Origin of the sequence: Tenacibaculum sp. MEBiC06402 (assembly GCF_049239625.1) — a bacterium.
GTDB lineage: Bacteria > Bacteroidota > Bacteroidia > Flavobacteriales > Flavobacteriaceae > Polaribacter.
Window position 1 is genome coordinate 1 of the sequence record NZ_JBMKKT010000101.1, and the last position, 20,890, is coordinate 20,890.

21 protein-coding genes are annotated in these 20,890 nt (G+C 31.1%); 14 read left to right on the forward strand and 7 right to left on the reverse strand.

Annotated elements, in window-relative coordinates; translation table 11 throughout:
* Positions 1-51: 51 nt before the first annotated feature.
* Complete coding sequence (locus ACOSP6_RS13510) at positions 52-798, reverse strand: uroporphyrinogen-III synthase (RefSeq protein ID WP_422094629.1); 747 nt, start codon at positions 796-798, stop codon at positions 52-54.
* Between the two features lie 12 nt (positions 799-810).
* The gene (locus ACOSP6_RS13515; protein ID WP_422094628.1) at positions 811-1,446 is read right to left on the reverse strand and encodes a DUF4271 domain-containing protein; all 636 of its coding nucleotides are present in this window, start codon (positions 1,444-1,446) and stop codon (positions 811-813) included.
* 92 nt (positions 1,447-1,538) lie between these two features.
* Between ACOSP6_RS13515 and ACOSP6_RS13520 the strand changes: the two genes are divergently transcribed.
* Genes ACOSP6_RS13520 through ACOSP6_RS13530 form a run of 3 tightly spaced genes read left to right on the forward strand, consistent with a single transcriptional unit; the run spans position 1,539 to position 4,065 of the window.
* Positions 1,539-2,258 (forward strand): polyprenol monophosphomannose synthase, encoded by a 720-nt coding sequence (locus tag ACOSP6_RS13520; RefSeq protein ID WP_422094627.1) that lies wholly within the window; start codon positions 1,539-1,541, stop codon positions 2,256-2,258.
* Between the two features lies 1 nt (position 2,259).
* Positions 2,260-3,600: a dihydroorotase gene (locus ACOSP6_RS13525; protein WP_422094626.1), complete on the forward strand. Its 1,341-nt coding sequence runs from the start codon at positions 2,260-2,262 to the stop codon at positions 3,598-3,600.
* On the forward strand, positions 3,601-4,065 hold the full coding sequence (locus tag ACOSP6_RS13530; protein ID WP_422094625.1) for a DUF4296 domain-containing protein: 465 nt from the start codon (positions 3,601-3,603) through the stop codon (positions 4,063-4,065).
* Between the two features lie 2 nt (positions 4,066-4,067).
* Here the strand turns inward: ACOSP6_RS13530 and ACOSP6_RS13535 are convergent, their stop codons facing one another.
* Together ACOSP6_RS13535 and ACOSP6_RS13540 are read right to left on the reverse strand one after the other, a co-directional pair.
* Positions 4,068-5,072, reverse strand: a complete 1,005-nt coding sequence (locus ACOSP6_RS13535; protein ID WP_422094624.1) for an SDR family oxidoreductase — start codon at positions 5,070-5,072, stop codon at positions 4,068-4,070.
* A gap of 68 nt (positions 5,073-5,140) precedes the next feature.
* Positions 5,141-5,755, reverse strand: a complete 615-nt coding sequence (locus ACOSP6_RS13540) for a hypothetical protein (RefSeq protein ID WP_422094623.1) — start codon at positions 5,753-5,755, stop codon at positions 5,141-5,143.
* A 154-nt stretch (positions 5,756-5,909) separates the two neighbouring features.
* Here ACOSP6_RS13540 and tyrS point away from each other — a divergent pair, with 154 nt between their 5' ends.
* From tyrS to ACOSP6_RS13555, 3 genes are all read left to right on the forward strand, one after another.
* A complete protein-coding gene (tyrS, locus tag ACOSP6_RS13545; RefSeq protein ID WP_422094622.1) occupies positions 5,910-7,214 on the forward strand; it encodes a tyrosine--tRNA ligase in 1,305 nt (434 codons plus the stop codon).
* 311 nt (positions 7,215-7,525) lie between these two features.
* The gene (locus tag ACOSP6_RS13550; protein ID WP_422094621.1) at positions 7,526-8,761 is read left to right on the forward strand and encodes a PDZ domain-containing protein; all 1,236 of its coding nucleotides are present in this window, start codon (positions 7,526-7,528) and stop codon (positions 8,759-8,761) included.
* 89 nt (positions 8,762-8,850) lie between these two features.
* On the forward strand, positions 8,851-9,393 hold the full coding sequence (locus tag ACOSP6_RS13555) for a DUF2911 domain-containing protein (RefSeq protein ID WP_422094620.1): 543 nt from the start codon (positions 8,851-8,853) through the stop codon (positions 9,391-9,393).
* A 70-nt stretch (positions 9,394-9,463) separates the two neighbouring features.
* Here the strand turns inward: ACOSP6_RS13555 and ACOSP6_RS13560 are convergent, their stop codons facing one another.
* From ACOSP6_RS13560 to ACOSP6_RS13570, 3 genes are read right to left on the reverse strand one after another with little or no spacing between them, the layout of a single operon-like run.
* Positions 9,464-10,363 carry a DUF5777 family beta-barrel protein gene (locus ACOSP6_RS13560; RefSeq protein WP_422094619.1) on the reverse strand — a complete coding sequence of 300 codons (900 nt, stop codon included), beginning with the start codon at positions 10,361-10,363 and terminating at the stop codon, positions 9,464-9,466.
* A complete protein-coding gene (locus tag ACOSP6_RS13565; protein WP_422094618.1) occupies positions 10,356-10,901 on the reverse strand; it encodes a YceI family protein in 546 nt (181 codons plus the stop codon). Before ACOSP6_RS13565 ends, ACOSP6_RS13560 begins: the two co-directional genes overlap by 8 nt.
* On the reverse strand, positions 10,894-11,325 hold the full coding sequence (locus tag ACOSP6_RS13570) for an OB-fold protein (RefSeq protein WP_422094617.1): 432 nt from the start codon (positions 11,323-11,325) through the stop codon (positions 10,894-10,896). Before ACOSP6_RS13570 ends, ACOSP6_RS13565 begins: the two co-directional genes overlap by 8 nt.
* Before the next feature lie 129 nt (positions 11,326-11,454).
* Between ACOSP6_RS13570 and ACOSP6_RS13575 the strand changes: the two genes are divergently transcribed.
* The 8 genes from ACOSP6_RS13575 to ACOSP6_RS13610 all read left to right on the forward strand — a co-directional run bounded on the left by ACOSP6_RS13575 (position 11,455) and on the right by ACOSP6_RS13610 (position 20,890).
* Positions 11,455-12,633: a LytTR family transcriptional regulator DNA-binding domain-containing protein gene (locus tag ACOSP6_RS13575; RefSeq protein ID WP_422094616.1), complete on the forward strand. Its 1,179-nt coding sequence runs from the start codon at positions 11,455-11,457 to the stop codon at positions 12,631-12,633.
* 384 nt (positions 12,634-13,017) lie between these two features.
* Positions 13,018-13,437: a hypothetical protein gene (locus tag ACOSP6_RS13580; RefSeq protein ID WP_422094615.1), complete on the forward strand. Its 420-nt coding sequence runs from the start codon at positions 13,018-13,020 to the stop codon at positions 13,435-13,437.
* Positions 13,438-13,603: 166 nt separating this feature from the next.
* Positions 13,604-16,558 carry a leucine--tRNA ligase gene (locus tag ACOSP6_RS13585; RefSeq protein WP_422094614.1) on the forward strand — a complete coding sequence of 985 codons (2,955 nt, stop codon included), beginning with the start codon at positions 13,604-13,606 and terminating at the stop codon, positions 16,556-16,558.
* Between the two features lie 127 nt (positions 16,559-16,685).
* Complete coding sequence (locus ACOSP6_RS13590) at positions 16,686-17,222, forward strand: YceI family protein (protein WP_422094613.1); 537 nt, start codon at positions 16,686-16,688, stop codon at positions 17,220-17,222.
* Positions 17,209-18,339, forward strand: coding sequence for an NAD(P)/FAD-dependent oxidoreductase (locus tag ACOSP6_RS13595; protein ID WP_422094612.1), 1,131 nt, complete (start codon positions 17,209-17,211; stop codon positions 18,337-18,339). Before ACOSP6_RS13590 ends, ACOSP6_RS13595 begins: the two co-directional genes overlap by 14 nt.
* A complete protein-coding gene (locus tag ACOSP6_RS13600) occupies positions 18,336-19,040 on the forward strand; it encodes a methyltransferase domain-containing protein (protein ID WP_422094611.1) in 705 nt (234 codons plus the stop codon). The genes ACOSP6_RS13595 and ACOSP6_RS13600 overlap by 4 nt, the downstream gene beginning before the upstream one ends.
* A 3-nt stretch (positions 19,041-19,043) precedes the next feature.
* On the forward strand, positions 19,044-20,096 hold the full coding sequence (locus tag ACOSP6_RS13605; RefSeq protein ID WP_422094610.1) for a type III polyketide synthase: 1,053 nt from the start codon (positions 19,044-19,046) through the stop codon (positions 20,094-20,096).
* Entirely contained in the window at positions 20,090-20,890 is an 801-nt protein-coding gene (locus ACOSP6_RS13610) for an SDR family oxidoreductase (protein WP_422094609.1), read from the forward strand. The genes ACOSP6_RS13605 and ACOSP6_RS13610 overlap by 7 nt, the downstream gene beginning before the upstream one ends.

The window sequence follows — 20,890 nt, forward strand, 5'->3', positions numbered from 1 at the left end:
AAAACAAAAACCTCACGAATTCGTGAGGTTTTTGTTTTTAAGAAGAAGAAACTATTTTTTGTTTACTTCTTTTATATATTTTTCTAATGCCATCGTCATAGACGGAGTTTCTGGTGTTGGAGCAGCAATATCTACACGTAATCCACGGGCTTCAACAGCTTTTATTGTTGAGTTTCCAAACACTGCTATTCTTGTATTGTTTTGTTTAAAATCTGGGAAGTTTTCAAATAAACTTTCAATTCCTGATGGACTAAAGAAAACTAATACATCATAAAAAACGTCTTCTAAGTCAGATAAATCGCTAACAACAGTTCTATACAAGTCAGCTCTTTTCCAATTCACACCTAATTTATCTAATTCTTCTGGAATTAATGGTTTTAATTTATCTGAGCTTGGTAGTAAAAACTTTTCGTCTTTATGTTTCTTGATCAATTTAGTTAACTCAGGGAAAGTACGTGTCCCTACATAAATCTTACGCTTTCTATAAACTACATACTTTTGCAAATAGTAAGCGACAGCTTCCGACTGACAGAAGTATTTCATGTCATCTGGAACTGTAAAACGCATTTCTTGTGCGATTCTAAAAAAATGATCTACGGCATTTCTACTAGTTAAGATAATTGCTGTAAAATTATTTAGATCAATTTTCTGTGCTCTAACTTCTTTTGTTGGAATTCCTTCAACATGAATAAAAGACCTAAAATCAACTTTTACTTTTTGCTTTTCAGCTAAATCAAAGTAAGGTGAAGTTTCTGTTTTTGGTGCTGGTTGAGACACTAAAATGGTTTTCACTTTCATAAAACTTTCTCTTTACGTCGTTGTTGTTTTATATATAATTAGCAAAGGAGCTAATTCGAGGCTGCAAAAGTACAAAATAAAATAAAAGAAGTTATTAAAAATCAGCTTTTTGTTATTCCTTATGATTAAAAAACCCCTAAAAATCAACAATAAACAAATGAAAAAAAGTAAAAAACGAATATTAGAATACCAATAATTGAATAAAATTAATACTGGGAATAACCAAATACTAATATTATACATGTATCCTGATTGTGAAAATATAAAATACCTTGTCTCTTCTTCAATATCTAAAGTTTTTGCTATTAGTTTTATGAATAAAAACTTTACAATTAAAAAAGTAGTTAAACCAATAAAAACGTTGACAAAATTAAAAGCTTTTATGAGTAAGAAATCCTCTAAAACAAAATACAAAGTAATTGAGAAAATTATTGTCGAGAAAGCAAAAATTAAAACATGAAATGTGGCGAAAATAGAAGGTTTTTTTTCGGCTCTATTTTCAATAAACCCCTGTGAAAACAGGGCAATAGTATACCCTAATAAGAGTTGAGGTTTATAGAGTTTCATCAAAGCTATTAAAACGAGAGCAATAATAAAAACTAGTGTAATCCAATCATTTGATACTAAATTTCGGCTAATAACTTCCATGAACGTCGTGTACTCAGAGAATAATTCAATTAACACAAAATTAGCAATAAATTAGTTTATCTTTGTCCTTATTTTTAACGAAATTCAAATTAATGTCTGACACTTTAGTCATTATTCCAACCTACAACGAAAAAGAAAACATTGAAGCAATTATTCGAGCAACGTTCGATCAGGAGAAAGACTTTGATGTTTTAATTGTTGATGACAATTCGCCTGATGGAACGGCAAGTATTGTAGAAAAGCTTCAAACAGAATTTCCAAATCAATTACACTTAGAAAAAAGGACTGGTAAAAACGGATTGGGAACTGCCTATATACATGGTTTTAAATGGGCTCTTGATAGAGATTATGAATACATTATTGAAATGGATGCAGATTTCTCACACAATCCTAACGATTTAATTCGATTATACAATGCTTGTGCACAAGAAGGAGGAGATGTTTCTGTAGGTTCACGATATTCAGTAGGAGTTAACGTTGTAAATTGGCCAATGCATCGTGTGTTATTGTCTTATTTTGCTTCAAAGTATGTGCGTTTTATTACAGGAATTCCCGTAAATGATACCACGGCAGGATTTGTATGTTGGAGTAGAAAAGTACTAGAAACAATTCAGTTAGATAAGATTAAATTTGTTGGTTACGCATTTCAAATTGAAATGAAATATAAAGCATGGAAACATGGTTTTTCGATTAAAGAAGTGTCTGTAATTTTTACTGATAGAACTTTAGGAGAGTCAAAAATGAGTGGAGGAATAGTGTACGAAGCATTATTCGGAGTTATAAAAATGAGATTAAAAGGATTACCAAAATAACATGAGCAAATCGTATTTAATTAAAAACGCAAACATTGTAAATGAGAATACCGTTTTTAACGGAGATGTATTAATTAAAGATGAATTTATTGCTAAAATAGCAACCGACATCAAACCTTCTGCGGAAGACATTGTAATTGATGCCAAGGGGAAATATTTAATTCCAGGTATGATTGATGATCAAGTTCATTTTAGAGAACCTGGATTAACTCATAAAGCAAATATAGCGGCAGAAAGTAAAGCAGCTATAGCAGGAGGAATTACATCATTCATTGAAATGCCGAATACTGTTCCTCAAGCGACTACACAAGAGTTGTTAGAAGATAAATTTGATATAGCTAGTAAAACTTCTTACGCGAACTATTCGTTTATGTTTGGTGGAACCAATGATAACCTCGAAGAGTTATTAAAAACAAATCCAAAGAATGTAGCAGGAATTAAATTGTTTTTAGGTTCTTCTACAGGAAATATGTTAGTTGATAATGAAGAGGTTTTGGAAAAAATATTCTCTTCTACAAAAATGATTATTTCTGTTCATTGTGAAGACGAAAAGACTATTCGTGACAATACCGCAAAATTTAAGGAAGAATATGGAGAAGATATTCCAATTAAATACCATCCAATTATAAGAAGCGAAGAGGCATGTTATTTATCTTCTTCAAAAGCAATTGAATTAGCTAAGAAAACCGGAGCACGTTTACACGTTTTCCATTTATCGACGGCAAAAGAAATGGAATTATTCAGAAATGATATTCCATTAGAAGAAAAACAAATTACAGCAGAAGTTTGTATTCACCATTTATGGTTTTCTGATGCTGATTACGATAAAAAAGGAACACACATCAAGTGGAATCCTGCTGTTAAAACGGCCAATGATCGAGCAGCCTTATGGGAAGCATTATTAGATGATAGAATCGATGTAATTGCTACAGATCATGCACCGCATACTTTAGAAGAAAAGGCAAATGTTTACACAAAAGCTCCAAGCGGAGGACCTTTAGTTCAACATGCAGTTATAGCACTTTTTGAGAAAGTAAAAGAAGGTGTAATTTCAGTAGAAAAAGTAGTTGAGAAAATGGCACATAATCCTGCTAAACTTTTTCAAGTTTCGAAAAGAGGTTTTATAAAAGAAGGTTTTTATGCGGATATCGTTTTGGTAGATCCTGCATCATCATGGGAGGTTTCTAAAGATAATGTATTATACAAATGCGGATGGTCTCCATTTGAGGGTGAATCATTTTCATCTAAAATAACCCATACATTTGTAAATGGTGTTTTGATGTACGATAATGGGACTTTTAACGAAGAAACTAAAGGTAAACGATTATTGTTCGATAGATAAATGAGGAGTTTTAAATTTTTTATAGCTACACTTATCCTTTTTGGATCTTGTACGGGTAATACTATTTACGAAAAACCGAAAGATCTTATTCCAAAAGATTCTATGGTTTTACTTCTTACCGATATGCACATAGCTGCGGCAGCAAGACAAACAAAGAATAAGTTTAATCGAAAAGATGTTAATTATATGCACTTTATTTATGAGAAGTATAAAATTGACAGTACCAGATTTGAAAGTAGTAATAAATATTATACTTCTATTATTGATAGTTATGACAAGCTTTTAAAGCAAGTAAAGCAGAACTTACAAGACCAAGGAGTCGTAATTCAAAAAGAAATTAACGCTTCAGATTCTATTAAAAAAGATAAAAAGAAAGAAGTTAAATTAGAAATTGATTCCCTAATTAATGACGTGCAAAAGAAACGCACTCAAAAGCCTCAAAAAACAAACGAAACAGAAGAGTAATTTTACTTTGAAAAATCTGAACAAACTTCTCTAATAGCTACATCAATTTTTTGAAAAGTAAAGTTTAATGTGTTTTTAATTTTTTGAGCATCATAATACTCTTTATTATGAGATGATCGAGCAGAATTCTTTGTCATTAATGGTTTTTTACCAATAAGTTTGGTAAGTAACCAATCTATTCTCCAAAAGACCCCGGTCATAAAAGGAGTTGCTTTTATTGATGGTTTTTTTACATTTAAATTGTCAGCAATACTAAACAGTACTTCTTTAAATGATTTATTCTCTGAAACTAAAATAAAACGTTCATTTATCGTGGAAGATTCAGTTAATTTTATCATGGCTTTAACCACATCTTTAACAGAAACAAAGCCGGTAATGCCTTCCGTATAAAATTTAAACCCATCACTCACTTGGCTAAATAATTTCCCTGATCCTTCAGAAAAAAAACCGCTTCCTAAAATTACACCTGGATTTACAATTACTACATTTAATCCTTCTTGACTTCCTCGCCATACTTCCATCTCAGCTCCATATTTGGTGATAGCATAACCATGTTTATCTCCATTATCAATCCATTCATTTTCTTCGTTAACTGACTCACCATTTACGGCATCTCCAATAGCCGCAATTGAACTAACAAAACAAAATTTTTCAACATTATGATCAATAGAAAAATTAACCATATTGGCAGTCCCTTCAATATTAGTTTTTCTCATTTTATAGTAATCTTTCGGGTCGAAAGAAACTAAAGCAGCACAATGATATACCTTTGAAATAGCGTTTTGAAAAACATTCTTCAAAGAGGGAATTTCGGTAATATCAGCTTCAATCCATTGTATTTTCGAGAATAGATTATTAAAGTTGTTATCATAATAAGAAAACACCTTTTTTACAGCCTCTAATTTTTCTTTGGTTCTATAAATGGCAATTATACCTTCATTATTTAGAGAGAGATGATATAACAAATGCGCACCAACTAATCCGGTTCCTCCAGTAACTAAAATCATATGTCAAAAATAGGTATAAAAAAAGGTTGCTTTGAGGCAACCTTTAGTTTTTTTAATATCACTTTTATTTATTGAATAACAGGTACGTTGTTAATTTGAATCTTAACATCAAATTGAATTTGCCCATTTTGTCCATCTCCTTCAACAATATTGGTAATTTTAATTAATCCTTTATTACCATACTCATCTTGAAACTCAATAATATCATTTACAGCTATTTGAGTAACTGTTTGAGATGTAGGTTTAACAATACTATTTAATTCTGATTCTAACGTAATTGCATCGAAGTCAGAAACTGAGAAATTGGTAGATTTTTTAAAGAAACACTCTTTTTTGTTAGCATCTGAAATAGCCGTTAAATTAAAAACATCTGAAGGATAATTTTTTACAGAAGCAAAAGATGCTTTATTGGTAGCTCCATAATAGTAACCAAAATCCCAAGAACTTCCTGTATTAGATGCATCACTAATTTTATGTATTGTATTATTATAAAAAGTCATAAACGTAGAAGAACTTTCATCTCCTAAAGGAGCCGCAAGCAGTTTAGCTGAATAGGTAGTTACGGCTGCAGGTGGATCAGTTGGTGTTTCTCCTGGTAGTTCATCTTCACTTCCACAACTTGTTAGTACAAATAAACTGGTAATCATTACGAATACTATAGGGAATTTTAAATAATTTTTCATCGGTTTAAATTTTATTTGTTATTACTCTTTTAGACAATTAAATTCTAAAGAAGTCACATGCAAAGCTCTTTTTTGATTTATTTCTTGATGAAGAATTATATTAAAGTTATCCAATTAGTATATTTGCGATTCATTCACATTAAGTAAATTTAAAATGGCTAAAAATTTAGTAGAAGAACTTAGATGGAGAGGAATGGTTCATGATATTATGCCAGGAACCGAAGAACAGTTAGAAAAAGAAATGACTAGTGCCTATATTGGTTTTGATCCTACTTCAGATTCATTACATATTGGTAGTTTAGTTCCAATTATTTTATTAGTACACCTTGAAAAATCTGGTCATAAACCAATTGCTTTGGTAGGTGGAGCAACAGGAATGATTGGTGATCCTTCAGGTAAGTCTGATGAAAGAAATTTACTTAATGAAGAAACGTTAGCGAAGAATGTTGAGGGAATTAAAAATACCTTAGCTCGTTTCTTAAACTTTGATAGTAAAGAAGCTAATGCTCCTGTTTTGGTCAACAATTACGATTGGATGAAAGACTTTTCTTTTATTGAATTTGCAAGAGATGTTGGAAAAAGAATTACTGTAAACTACATGATGGCTAAAGATTCTGTGAAGAAAAGAATTTCTGGAGAATCAGGAAGTGGAATGTCTTTTACTGAGTTCACATACCAATTAATCCAAGGATACGACTTTTACCATTTACATAAAACGCACAATTGTATGTTACAAATGGGAGGTTCTGATCAGTGGGGAAATATTACCACAGGAACAGAATTAGTGCGTAGAATGAATCCTGGGGGAGAAGCAAAAGCTTTCGCGATGACTTGTCCATTAATTACAAAAGCAGACGGTTCTAAATTTGGAAAGTCCGAAGGAGGAAATGTTTGGTTAGATGCTGATAAAACTTCGGTATATAAATTTTATCAGTTTTGGTTAAACACTTCTGATGAAGACGCGGAGAAATATATTAAAATATTCACTTTCTTAGATAAAGAAACAATTGATGCTTTAATCGAGGAGCATAGAGAAGCTCCGCACGCTAGAGTTTTACAAAAGAAGTTAGCGGAAGAGGTTACTACATTTGTTCATTCAAAAGAGGAATTAGATAAAGCAATTGCTGCATCTAACATTTTGTTTGGTAAATCAACAGCCGATGATTTAAAAAGCTTAGATGAAGCTACATTTTTAGATGTATTCGATGGAGTTCCGCAAGCGATTGTGGATAAAGCTGAGTTTGAAGCTGGTTTGGATATGATTGCTGCATTATCGGCAAAAACACAATTCTTAAAATCTAACGGAGATGCGAGAAGAGCTTTGAAAGAGAACTCAATTTCTGTAAATAAAGGAAAGGTAAAAGAAGACTACACTATTACGAATTCAGATTTAATTGCAGATAAATACGTTTTATTACAAAGAGGAAAAAAGAATTACTTTTTATTAAAAGTACAATAGTTTGAAATAGCTTATGAAGCTATTTTTACATCAAAAGTTAAAGGGCATCGCTTACAGTTGATGCCTTTTTTCTTGTACTTATTACAACACTTACTTTTTGGTTTTAAACAAGAAGCGGAACAAGCGCTATCACATGCGTTTAAACTATGTAATTTAGTAACTGTTTCTTTCTTAGGTGTATAAAATACAATCATCTCGTGTAAAATTCTCCGCAAATATAAATATTTTATTTAGAATAAATAAAAATAAAATTCTTAATCGTAACAAAAACAGGATTTATTGAACTTAATAAGTAGATATACAACCAAATTATGATCAAAAAGATTTTAACTGCAGTAGCGATTTTATTTACTACTCTAATTGTTTTAGCAATTGTTGCTTTTTTTTATATAACTAAACAACAAAAAAAGCTTAGCGAAGGAGAGCTTATTTTTAATCAAGGTAAAACAACAGTGATTCCGTTCTATTATGCTAGTTCTGGACATATTTTGATAGATGTGAACGTTGAAGGTAGTGAAGAGAAGTATCCTTTTATTCTTGATAGTGGTGCGGCAAACTTTATTTTTAAGAGACATTCGGGTGAATTTGATTTAGAATCTAATGGAAAAGGCATCGGAATAGGGTCAACAGGTAATTTTTTCTTTTCAAATATTAAAAAGGTAGATTCCATTAAAATAGGAGAACTAACCTTTAAGAATCTTAATTTTAAAGAAATGGATTTCGGGTTTAATTGTTCGGAAAATGTGTATGGTTTAATCGGAAACGGGACAATGAAGCACTTAAATTGGCAAATTGATTTTGAAAATCAAAAGATTATTGTTTCAAAAAAACTTGAGGATTTAACCATCGGTAATAATAAGGTAGAAATACCTATTAGAATTAATAAAACGAGTTTTCATGCCTATGCATCAATTCAATTTTCAAAGAATAAAGGTTCAAAAAGAGTTATTGTTGATTTAGGAAGTAGTGGAACACTTTCATTAAAAGAAAAAGAGTATCGAAAGGATTCTTTAAGTTTTAAGGAAAAGAAGATTTTTGGTAGATCTTCCGAAGGTTTAGGAGGACAAAACAAAAATGCTGATACTGAGAAAATTGTTTTAGCGGATAGTATTTTCTTCAAAAAAACAGATTTCTCAATTGGTAATTTTCCAGTTAAAGTTTCGCCTACTGCCCTTAACTTACTTGGTTTAGGTTTCTTTAAAAAATACAAAACAACGATAAGTTGGAGTGATAAAAAACTGATTCTAGAGCCTTATGATAGTATTCAGAGTTTTATATATAAATCAAGAGGTTTTGGAATGAAATATAAAACTAAGGAACAGAAACTAATTGTTAAAAGTGTTACCGAAAATTCACCTGCGTCAAAGCTTAATATTCCGGTAAATGCTGAGATAATTGAGTTAAACGGTAAACCAGTAAATGGAGAAAAGGATTTATGCGATTATTATAATTTAGAAACTTCACCAGATACGTTAAAAATTAAGATAAAACACAATAATATTGTTAAGGAATTTGGTGTGACAAAGGAAAAACTGTTTGATGAATAATTTTCACAAAAAATTAATACTAATTAAAAGTAAGGTTGTTTAATTTTAGAGACCAATTCCTTAAAATTATAATTAAAAAACAATCAATCATGAAAAAATCAATTTTATCAATAGTAGTATTTGCGGTTGCATTAGTATTCTCTAACGATGCTGTTGCACAAAAATTTCCAGGATTAGATAAAAGTCCAATGGACGCTGCTGCATTTCCTGCTAGTTATAGAGTTTCGGATAAATTAGTAAAAGTTGTTTATAGTCGTCCTCAATTAAAAGGAAGATCATTAGATAAGTTAGCTCCAAATGGAAAGGTTTGGAGAACTGGTGCAAACGAAGCGGCAGAAATTACATTTTATAAAGATGTTACTTTTGGTGATAAATCGGTAAAAGCAGGAACTTATACATTATTTACAATTCCAGGAGAAAAAGAATGGACTGTAATTTTAAGTACGGCTAAGAATGTTTGGGGAGCTTATTTTTATAACGAAAGCGAAGATGTGGCAAGAGCTACTGCAAAAGTTTCAAAAGGTAAAAGCACTGTAGAGGCTTTTACTATAGTTTTTGAAGGTAAAGATGGTGAAGCAACTATGTATATGGGATGGGGAGATGTTGTAGTTTCTCTTCCAGTAAAAGGATAATAATTAGTAATCTTACTTATATGAAAAAGCCTGAGTATTTACTCAGGCTTTTTTTATAAATCAATTTAATTTATTTCAGTTTATTTTTGCTGGTGTGCAATACAAAAGTAGCGTTAAATCCAAAATGGAAATTTCCATCATGGAAATTAAAATTATTGGTTGTTTGTGTAATAAATGCATCTTCGGCAAAAGTTCGAGCATTTGTCATGTGAAATTGCAACATTAAATGACTTAATTCCCAATTTACACCAATCATAAACGGATTATATGTTTTAATTGAATTTAGAGGGTTAAAAACTGAATAATATTCAGAAACAATTGAAACATGTCCACCGACTTTGTACCTCGCGCCAAAACCTAGTCCGTATTGATTTTTTGGATCTTCAACATTCATTGAGTTATTAATCCTCGAAATAAAGAAAGGACTTACCTGAGCAGACAACTTCGGATTGAACTTTCTGGCGATTAAAATCTTTGTAGTGAAACTGTAGTTGTTTTCGTTGGAATTTCCACCGTACAAACCAGTAGATATATCGTTTTTTGTCATAGATACTGTTTGTAAAGCAACCATACTAAATGGATTTCCTTTATTGTTTTTTGTTTGCCTAAGAAATTTATACTTGAGATATCCATCGGTAATTTCATCCCATGTGCTGTATCCTATTCCGAGTGCAAAATTATCTGAGAAAGCATAATCTAAACCGAAACGCATATTTACTTCATCTGCTAGAAAAAATTGTGTTTCTCCACTTGGTCTGTTCCAATATCTATTATACCAAGAAATCTCTAGTGCTCCTTTTTTCCTTGTTTCAACCGAATGTCCTAAGCCAAGTCTAGTAGTTTTAAAGGTTGACATTTCATAAATAGGTTTATCTGGAAATTCTTTATTCAGTTTATCCAATAAACCTTGTGCTTTACTTGAAAAAGGAAGAAAAGCAATAACTGCTATTGTATATACTAATTTATTCATTTTCATATGGTTCATATTGGAAATTAAACTTTACAAGTACAACTTTTGCGATGTTGTTTGATAATATAGGTGGGATTTTAATATTAAAATCTTTAACAGTTAAATTAAACTCTCCTGATATTGTATAACTATTAGCTGTTTTTTGAATATTAGTTTTTATTTCTATTTCTTTCGTAATACCATGAATGGTAACTTTACCTTTTATAAATTGTACCTGCGGACCAGCGTTTTCCAAACCTTCTAATAAAAATCCTTCAAAAGTTGCTTTTGGATACAAATCAGATTCAATATAACTTTCATTGAAATGTTCGTGCATTAAATCTTTTTTAAAAACAAAGGCACGCATTAACATACTGGCGGCAATTTCTTTTTTCTCAAAATCAAGAATACTTAAAACTTGATTATTCTTGGCTTCTATATCTTCGACAGTGGCATAAGAGAAAAAAGTAACTTGCCCTTGTCTAGCAATAAATTGCTGGCCAAATAAGGTGCTCAATTTCAAAAATAATAAGAGCAGTAAAAGTTGTCGTTTATTCATGTTGATTAGTTATGTCTATAAAACAGTTTAAAAGAATTACATCTTTTAAATATCCTTTACAAATTCCTTTTATATGTACGAGTTGATTTTTCTTTAAGTCTTTTAATAATTCTTGTTGACTATTGTTTACATCACAAATAATTCCCGAATCGGTATTTGTTTGTAAAATAATGGTTTTTCTATTATTTAAAGAAGTTATTTCTTTAATCTTACCAAATACTTCTATAACTTCATCAACGTATTTTTTATCGGCTATATTCTCATTTGTAATAAAATCCTTTAAAAGAATATCCGAAGATACTATGTATTTTGGTGTTACTCCTTTAACTTCATTTTGATCCGAACAACCTACGATACAGTAATTGATACAAATGAGAGAAAAAACAAACACACATCTAAGAAAAAAATTATACTTTTTATTCATAGTGTTATATTTACTCTGACTCAAAATAAACTATTTATTTCTATACTTAATGTATAATTTTAAGTGAAAGCGAAAATAAAAATAGTGAAAAGGAAAAAAATCTGGTTTAAATATTCGTAGTTTTATCCAATGAGAAAAGATTCTTTATACTTATTTACCGTTTTATCAATTACCTTAGTTTTTTTAGTAATCTCCATATTTAGTGCCAGCTATTTTATTAAAGCAAGCGCGAATCAATTAATTGAAGTACAGGTAGAAACAAGTAAAAGAGAGGCTAATGAAATTGCAAGTATTATTAATTTTCAATTGGAGAATAATGCAGATAAAGATGCCGTTTTAAAAAATCTACAAGAAACGATTGCAGGAACTAATACGAATGCTTGGTTTATTAGTGTTTTAGATTGGTCTGGTAAAAAAATATGCTATCCAGATAAAACTAAGTTAGGTGAAATAGAAAGTTCAAACGCCGAACTTTTGGAATCATTGAAAGAAAAAAATAACTCTGATGATTTGTACGATATTCTTGTGGCAAATAAATCAACAAGAGATGAAAATGCTGAGGTGATTCATACTGCAGCAGTAAAAAGTACCGATTTATTAGTAGCAGCGAATGTAAATGTGAGTAGCATAGATAAACAGTTACAACAACTAAAACGAAATTTCTATATGATTTTTTTACTCATGGGAATTTTGGTGATAGGACTTTCTTCGTTAGCTGTTCGAATTATAGGTAGTAGATATGAAAAACACCTAGAGCTAAAGTATACCTCACTTGAATCAGAAGTAATTAATTTATCTAAATTAAACACGGATTTGGTAAATTATAAAGAGAGGAAAGAAAAGGAAATTGTAGAAGAAAGAAAGAAGATGGAGGAAGAATTTAAAAAACTTGAAGATAAGAATGAATTAAATAAAGAGGAATCACCGAAAGAAGCCGTAAATGAAATAGCTAATGAAACAAATGAGTTTAGCAGAAAAAGAATACTTACATACATGCGTAATGAGCTGGTTCCAGTATTAATTAATGAAATTGCTTATGTATACACGGAAAACACAATAACCTATGTTGTAAATTTTGATGGGAAAAAGTCTACATCAAATGCAAGTTTAGACGATATGTATTCCAACTTCGATCCTACATTATTCTTTAGGGCAAACCGTCAATATATTATTAGCATTTCTGCAATCGATAAGATTATTAAATACGGAAAAAGTCAACTTAAAATTGTTTTAAATTCTAAAGTAAACGAAGAAATTATTATTAGTAAAAATAAGGCAGCAGAGTTTAAACAGTGGCTTAATATGTAGTGTTTTACTTCTAAATCTGTCGTTTTTTAACCTCATTTTTTCCTCTTTAACAGTTTATTTTAATGTTTCATAAAGGTTTATAATTCTCAAACCACTGTTGTTATAGTTATTTGTAGTGATAAAAATATTTATCAAATCATTACTATAACATAAAACTTGAGAATAATGACAAAGAAACTATTAAACCGATTAAGTAGATTAGTAAAAAACAGTTATTTACTATTGTTAGATTGCGCAAAAGCTGCAAGTTATGCAAAGCAACGTTAAATATTTCAAGCGGTTTTTTTCCGCTTTAACCCTTTTTTTATGCACTTCACTTAGTTTATTATAGAGAAACATAGAAGTTATTAAGAAGTTTGGAGTGTTATTAAAAACCAAATAAATATGAAAAACTTTAAAATGCAAATTTTAAAAACAATTACGTTACTATCAATTGTCCTTGTAATTGGATGTAGTAAATCCGAAGATGACATACCTCAAGAGTTAACAATTGAGGAAAAGGTGAAAATCTTAGAAAATGGAGAGTGGCTTTTAAAAGATTTTGAAGACACTGTAATGCATACATTTAAAAATGGACAATTATTAACTTTTTATGGAACAGATGGTAAGTTTAATGAACCGATTCCGGAGAAGTTTAATTACAGTATAGTAGATTCAAAATTAAAAATTGATTTGAATTTTGGTAATGAATCAATTTACGAATTAAGAATCAGTTGCAATAATAACATTATTGAGATGCTAGGTGATGAAATCGATGGCGCGTTATACAGAAAAGATTCAAATTATGAGGATTGTTTAAATTGAACCAAGTAAACAATTTTTGCTCTAAAGGGATGATACTTTGCTCGGTATCATCCTTTTTTATTTATAAATCAATTATTGAGTTTGGCTTTTTTAATCCTGAAATAACTGTAAATTTGCGCCTTTAATAAGATGTTATTAATTGGAGTAACAAGAATAATTTTTAAAGATGCAATACAATCATCAAGAAATAGAAAAGAAATGGCAAGAGTATTGGGCAAAAAACCAAACTTTTAAAGCTAGTAACGATTCAGATAAACCCAAGTATTATGTGTTAGATATGTTTCCTTATCCATCAGGAGCAGGATTGCATGTTGGTCACCCATTAGGTTATATTGCTAGTGATATTTACGCTCGTTACAAACGTCATAAAGGATTTAATGTATTGCACCCTCAAGGATATGATAGTTTTGGATTACCAGCAGAACAATATGCAATTCAAACAGGTCAACATCCTGCGATTACTACAGAAACAAATATTAAAACATATCGTAGACAATTAGATCAAATTGGTTTTTCATTTGATTGGTCTCGTGAAGTTCGTACTTCAAATCCAGAGTATTATAAATGGACACAGTGGATTTTTATTCAATTGTTCAACTCATGGTATAATAAAGACACAGATAAAGCTGAAGATGTTAGCACCTTAGTTGAAAAATTTGAAGCAGAAGGAAATTCAAATGTAAATGCAGTTTGTGATGAAGATGTGCAGATGTTTACTGCTGATGAATGGAAAAGCTTTTCTTCAACTAAACAACAAGAAGTTTTATTACAATATCGTTTAACTTTTTTATCAGATACGGAGGTAAACTGGTGTCCAGCTTTAGGAACAGTTTTAGCAAATGATGAAATTGTAAACGGAGTTTCAGAACGTGGAGGTCATCCTGTTGTTCGTAAAAAAATGACACAATGGTCTATGCGAATTTCTGCGTATGCGCAGCGATTATTAGATGGATTAAATGGCATTGATTGGCCACAGCCTTTAAAAGATATTCAAACGAACTGGATCGGAAGATCTCAGGGAGCAATGGTGTCTTTTGAAGTCCAAAGTTTAAAGTCGAAAGTCCAAAGTAATGTCACTTCGGGCGGAGTCGAGAAGCCATACAAAATTGATGTATTCACAACACGTCCTGATACTATTTACGGAGTAAGTTTTATGACATTAGCTCCAGAACATGAGTTAGTTGCAAAAATTACAACTGCTGATCAAAAAGAAGCGGTAGAAGCTTATGTTGAAGCTACAGCAAAACGTTCAGAACGTGATAGAATGGCGGATGTAAAAACAATCTCTGGTGTCTTTACAGGAGCTTATGCAATTCACCCTTTCTCAGGAAAACAAGTTCCAATTTGGATTGGGGATTATGTGTTAGCAAGCTATGGAACGGGAGCTGTGATGGCGGTTCCTTGTGGAGATCAACGTGATTATGATTTCGCAAATCATTTCGGATTAGAAATTCCAAATATTTTCGAAGGTGTTGATATTTCTGAAGAAGCTTTTGCTGATAAAGAAAAAACAGTAATCGCAAACTCTGATTTCTTGAACGGTTTATCGTACAAAAAAGCGATGAAAACTGTTATTTATGAAATGGAACAACGTGGTTTTGGTTACGGAAAGATAAACTATCGTTTACGTGACGCTGTATTTAGTCGTCAACGTTATTGGGGAGAACCATTCCCAGTTTATTACAAAGACGGAATGCCACAAATGATTGCTTCAGAACATTTACCAATTGTGTTACCCGAAGTAGAGAAGTATTTACCTACAGAAGATGGAAAACCACCATTAGGAAACGCTGATGTTTGGGCTTGGGACACAACAACGAATTCTGTAGTTGAAAATGATAAAATTGATAATGAAACTATTTTCCCACTAGAATTAAACACAATGCCAGGTTGGGCAGGAAGTTCTTGGTATTTTAATCGTTACATGGATGCTTCAAATAATGGAGAGTTCGTGAGTAAAGAAGCGGTTGAGTATTGGAAAGAAGTTGATTTATATATCGGTGGTTCTGAACATGCAACTGGACATTTATTATATGCACGTTTTTGGCAAAAATTCTTATTCGATAGAGGATTTTTACCTGTAGATGAATTCGCAAAGAAGTTAATCAACCAAGGAATGATTTTAGGAACTTCTGCTTTTGTTTATGAGGCAATTTATAATGACAAAAGTTTAAATATTTATGTTTCTTCGGAGTTTTTTGAAAACCTAGATTCTACAAACTCTAGATGGAATGAGCATTTATCTTATTTTAAGAATAAAGGTTTGTCTTCTGATGATTATTTGGAAGTTAAATTTAGAAAAATCCATGTAGATGTTTCTTACGTTAATTCATCAGATGAACTTGATATTGAAGGAATAAGAAATTGGAGATCTGAATTTAAAGAAGCACAATTTATAGCAGAGGATAACGGAACATTTAAAGTTTCACGAGAGGTTGAAAAAATGTCTAAATCTAAATTCAACGTTGTAAACCCGGATAATATTTGTGCGGAATTTGGAGCAGACAGTTTACGTTTATTTGAAATGTTCTTAGGTCCATTAGAGCAATTTAAACCTTGGAAAACCTCAGGTATTTCTGGTGTATATTCTTTCTTAAAGAAGTTATGGAAGTTATTCTATAACGGAGAAACTTTTGAGGTTACTGAAGGAGAACCAACTAAGGAGAACTTAAAAACATTACATAAAACAATTAAGAAAGTAGAAGAAGATATCGAGAACTTCTCGTTCAATACATCAGTTTCTACATTTATGATTGCGGTGAATGAATTAACAGCTCAAAAGTGCAATAACAAAGCAATTTTAGAGCAGTTATTAATTTTAATTTCTCCATATGCTCCGCACATTACAGAAGAATTGTGGAGTACATTAGGAAATGCAGCATCTATCTCAACTGCGCCTTTCCCTAAGTTTGAGGAGAAGTATTTAGTAGAATCAGAGAAAGAATATCCAGTTTCATTTAATGGTAAAATGCGTTTCAAACTAAATTTACCATTAGACATGAGTAAAGAAGAAATTGAGAAGGTAGTTATGGCTCATGAAAGAACGCAACAACAATTACAAGGAAGAGAGCCAAAGAAAGTAATTATTGTTCCTGGTAAGATTATCAATATTGTAGGGTAATTAGCTAAATCAGCTAAGACCAAATTATATTTGTACAACACCAAATGATTTGACATGTTAACTTTATGCATGTTTAATTGTTTGGTGTTTTTTTAGTACCTTATGTTGACCTTATAAATACTAATTAATGAAAAAAATAAAGGTCATAATACTTCTTGCTTTCTGTACAATAGGATTACAAGCTCAAAAGTATATTCAGGAGGACTCAAAAACTACAGTTGATTTTAAAATCAAAAATCTAGGATTTTATGTAGATTGTAAATTTGAAAAAATCAACTTTGAAGTAAGTTTTGATAAAAACGACTTAGCCAATAGTTATATCAACGCAATAATAGAAGTTTCATCTCTTGATACCGATAATGAGACTCGAAATAAAAGTCTAGCAGAAGAGAAATATTTCAATACGGCCAAGCACCCAAACATTACACTAAAATCATCCAAAATAGAGTATGTTGATAACAATACATACAATGTAACTGGAAACTTAACGATAAAAGGAACTACCAAAAAAGTGATAATTCCAATACAAGTTACCGAAAAATCAAATCACCTAGAAATCACTTCAGATTTCACCTTAAACAGATTAGATTACAAGGTAGGGAAAGGGAGTTTGATTTTATCTAAATCGGTAATCGCTAAAGTAAACTACTTTGGCGCAAAATAAGGTCATTATTGTCGGAGGAGGTTTGGCAGGTTTAGTCAGTGCCATACATCTTTCAAAAAAAGGAGTGTCTGTAGTTTTGATAGAAAAAAACACTTACCCAAAACATAAAGTTTGCGGAGAATATATATCAAATGAAGTATTACCTTATTTACAATCTTTAGACTTTGATCCATTTCAATTCCAATCTAAAAAAATTACTGATTTTACAATGTCAGTGTCGAGTACAACCACAATTAAAACCAAGCTTCCACTAGGTGGATTTGGTATCAGTAGGTACACATTAGATTACGAATTAGCAGAATTGGCCAAGAAAAAGGGAGTTGAAATTATTCACGACTATGTCAATCAGATTAAATTTAACAATGAATTATTTACAGTTACAACAAAAAGCAATAATAGTTATTCAGCGGCAATAGTTATTGGAGCTTATGGAAAGCGTTCAAATTTAGATATTACTTTACAGCGACCATTCATACAAAAAAAGTCTCCTTTTTTAGCGGTAAAAGCACATTATAAAGGAGAGTTTCCGGAAGATAAAGTATCGTTATATAATTTTAAAGGAGGATATTGTGGAGTATCCAAAGTAGAGAATAATCATATCAATATTTGCTACATTGCCAGTTATGATGTTTTTAAAAGGTATAAAAACATTGATGATTTTCAAGTCAATGTTCTATACAAAAACAATTTATTGAAAAAGATTTTGAAACATTCAGAGTTGATGTTTTCAAAGCCACTTACCATCAGTCAAATCTCTTTTGCTAAGAAAAAGCCAGTTGAAAGTCATATTTTATTATGTGGAGATACAGCAGGAATGATACATCCGCTTTGCGGAAATGGAATGGCTATGGCAATTCATTCAGCAAAAATAGCTTCTGAACTTATAGTACATTTTTTTGATGAGAAAATTACCTCTAGACAAAAATTGGAAGAGGCATATAAACAAAAATGGAAAAAAACTTTTGAAAGACGGTTAAAAATGGGAAGACGATTATCAGTAGTATTTCAAATGTATTTCTTCGCTGAAATCATTACCTTAGGATTACGAATCTTTCCATGGTTATTACCTTTAATTATAAAAAAGACACACGGAAAATACTTGAAACCACTACAATGATATCCACCAAATACAGAAGTAATTCAAAAGAAATCATGGACGATTTTGATATGACAGGAGACGTACTTATCAAAACCTTAGATCAAATCGCAAAAATCAATGTGCTATTGGGTGGGAATTCACTAACGTTAAACGGAGTGAAACAGTTGTTAAAAAACCAACCAAAAGATCAACCGATAACTATTGTAGATTTAGGTTGTGGTAATGGAGATTTACTGAGAATTATTGCTAAGTACGGACGAAAAAAAGGATATACATTTCAGCTATTAGGTATTGATGCAAATAAATTTACGTTAGAATATGCAATGCAATTATCAAAGAAGTATCCTGAGATTACCTATCTTGAACAAGATGTTTTAAGTGAAGAATTTAAAGAACAATCCTATGACATTGCATTATCAACATTGTTTTTACATCATTTTACCAATGAAGAAATAGAAAATATTCTAGAAGTACTTCAAAATCAAGCGAAAATAGGTGTTGTAATTAACGATTTACATCGACACAAATTGGCGTATTATTTATTTAAAATCATTACGCTGTTTATCAAAAATAAAATGGTAAAAAACGATGGGCTGATTTCAATATTAAAGGGATTTAAAAAGCAAGAATTGAAAAATTTTGCGAAACAATTAAAAGGTAAAAGTAGTATTGTGTGGAGGTGGGCATTTAGATATCAATGGATTATAAAGTATAATTAATACATGAGCGTAAAAATAACAGCGGTTGCCAAGCAACTCCCGAAATATACCCGAACAACACAAGAGATTATACCGTATATGAAGTTATGGTTGTCTGGTCAAGAAGAACGTTTTCAGAGAAAAGCCATTAAAATTTTTGAAAATGCAGGTGTTGATAGAAGATATTCTATAATGAATGCAGAAGATGTCTTTTTGAATACTTCTTTTGAAGAAAAGAACAATATATATGCTGTTGAGTGCACAAAATTAGCAGAGAAAGCACTTATTAAAGCTTTAGATAAAGCAAATTTAAAGGCTAACGAGATAGATTATATTATCACTGTAAGTTGCACTGGAATTATGATTCCTTCTTTAGATGCTTTTCTGATTAATAGCTTGCAAATGAAACAAGATATTGTGCGTTTACCAGTAACTGAAATGGGATGTGCTGCAGGAGTTTCAGGAATGATTTATGCGAAGAATTTTTTACAAGCAAACCCTAATAAAAGAGCTGCTGTAATTGCTGTTGAATCTCCCACGGATACTTTTCAGTTAGAGGATTTTTCTATGGTTAACATTGTTAGTGCAGCTATTTTTGGAGACGGAGCATCCGCAGTAATTTTATCATCGTATGAAAATGAAAACGGACCTAAAATTCTAGATGAATCCATGTATCATTTTTATGATGCAACGCATATGATGGGATTCAAATTAAAAAACACAGGATTACAAATGGTATTAGATAAATCAGTGCCAGAAACCATATCGAATCATTTTCCAAAAATCATTCATCCGTTTTTAGAAAAGAATGGTCTTACAATTAAAGATATTGATCATTTAGTATTTCATCCTGGAGGAAAAAAAATAGTGCAAACTGTAGAAGCTTTATTTGGTGGTTTAGGAAAGAATATCGATGACACGAAAGAGGTTCTTAAACTTTACGGAAACATGTCTAGTGCAACGGTTTTATATGTTTTAGAACGATTTATGAATAGATCCTTACCAAAAGGAGATAAAGGGTTAGTTTTGAGTTTTGGACCTGGATTTTCTGCACAAAGAGTTTTATTAGAATGGTAAAAGAATTTGCAAATAAAAATGAATGGGCTTTAATTTTAGGCGGCTCTACTGGATTAGGATTAGCGACAGCAAAAAAACTAGCTGCACATGGTTTGAATATCTGTATTGTACATAGAAACAGAAAGGCTGAATTAGTTGCAATCACGGAAGAGTTTTTAGAAATACAACAAGAAGGAATTCAATTTTTATCTTTTAATATAGATGCGCTCAATACTGAGAAAAGAAATGAAGTAATTGAAGAGTTAAAAGCTTTACTAGAAAATAGAGGCAAGGTCAAGGTTTTGGTTCATAGCATTGCTAAAGGAAATTTAAAACCAATGGTTTCCGAAGAAAATAATCCAGTTCTGAAAAACGATGATTTTAGTTTAACATTAAATGCAATGGCCATTAGCTTGTACGATTGGACGAAAAGTTTGTTTGAAGCCAAGTTGTTTGCAGAAGATACTCGAATCATTAGCTTTACTAGTCAAGGAAATAAAAAAGTATGGAAAAATTACGCCGCTGTTTCTGCGGCGAAAGTAGCTCTAGAAGCCATTACAAGAAATATAGCTTTAGAATTTGCTCCATATGGAATTAAAGCGAATTGTATTCAAGCAGGAGTAACCAATACTGATTCTTTCCAAAGAATTCCCGGAAGTGATGTAATTAGAGAACATAAATTAGCAACCAATCCTTTTAAAAGATTAACAACACCAAAAGACGTTGCAGATGTTGTATATTTATTAAGTAAAGATGAAGCCGCATGGATTAATGGAAGTATTATTCCTGTTGATGGTGGAGAACATATTTCTTAG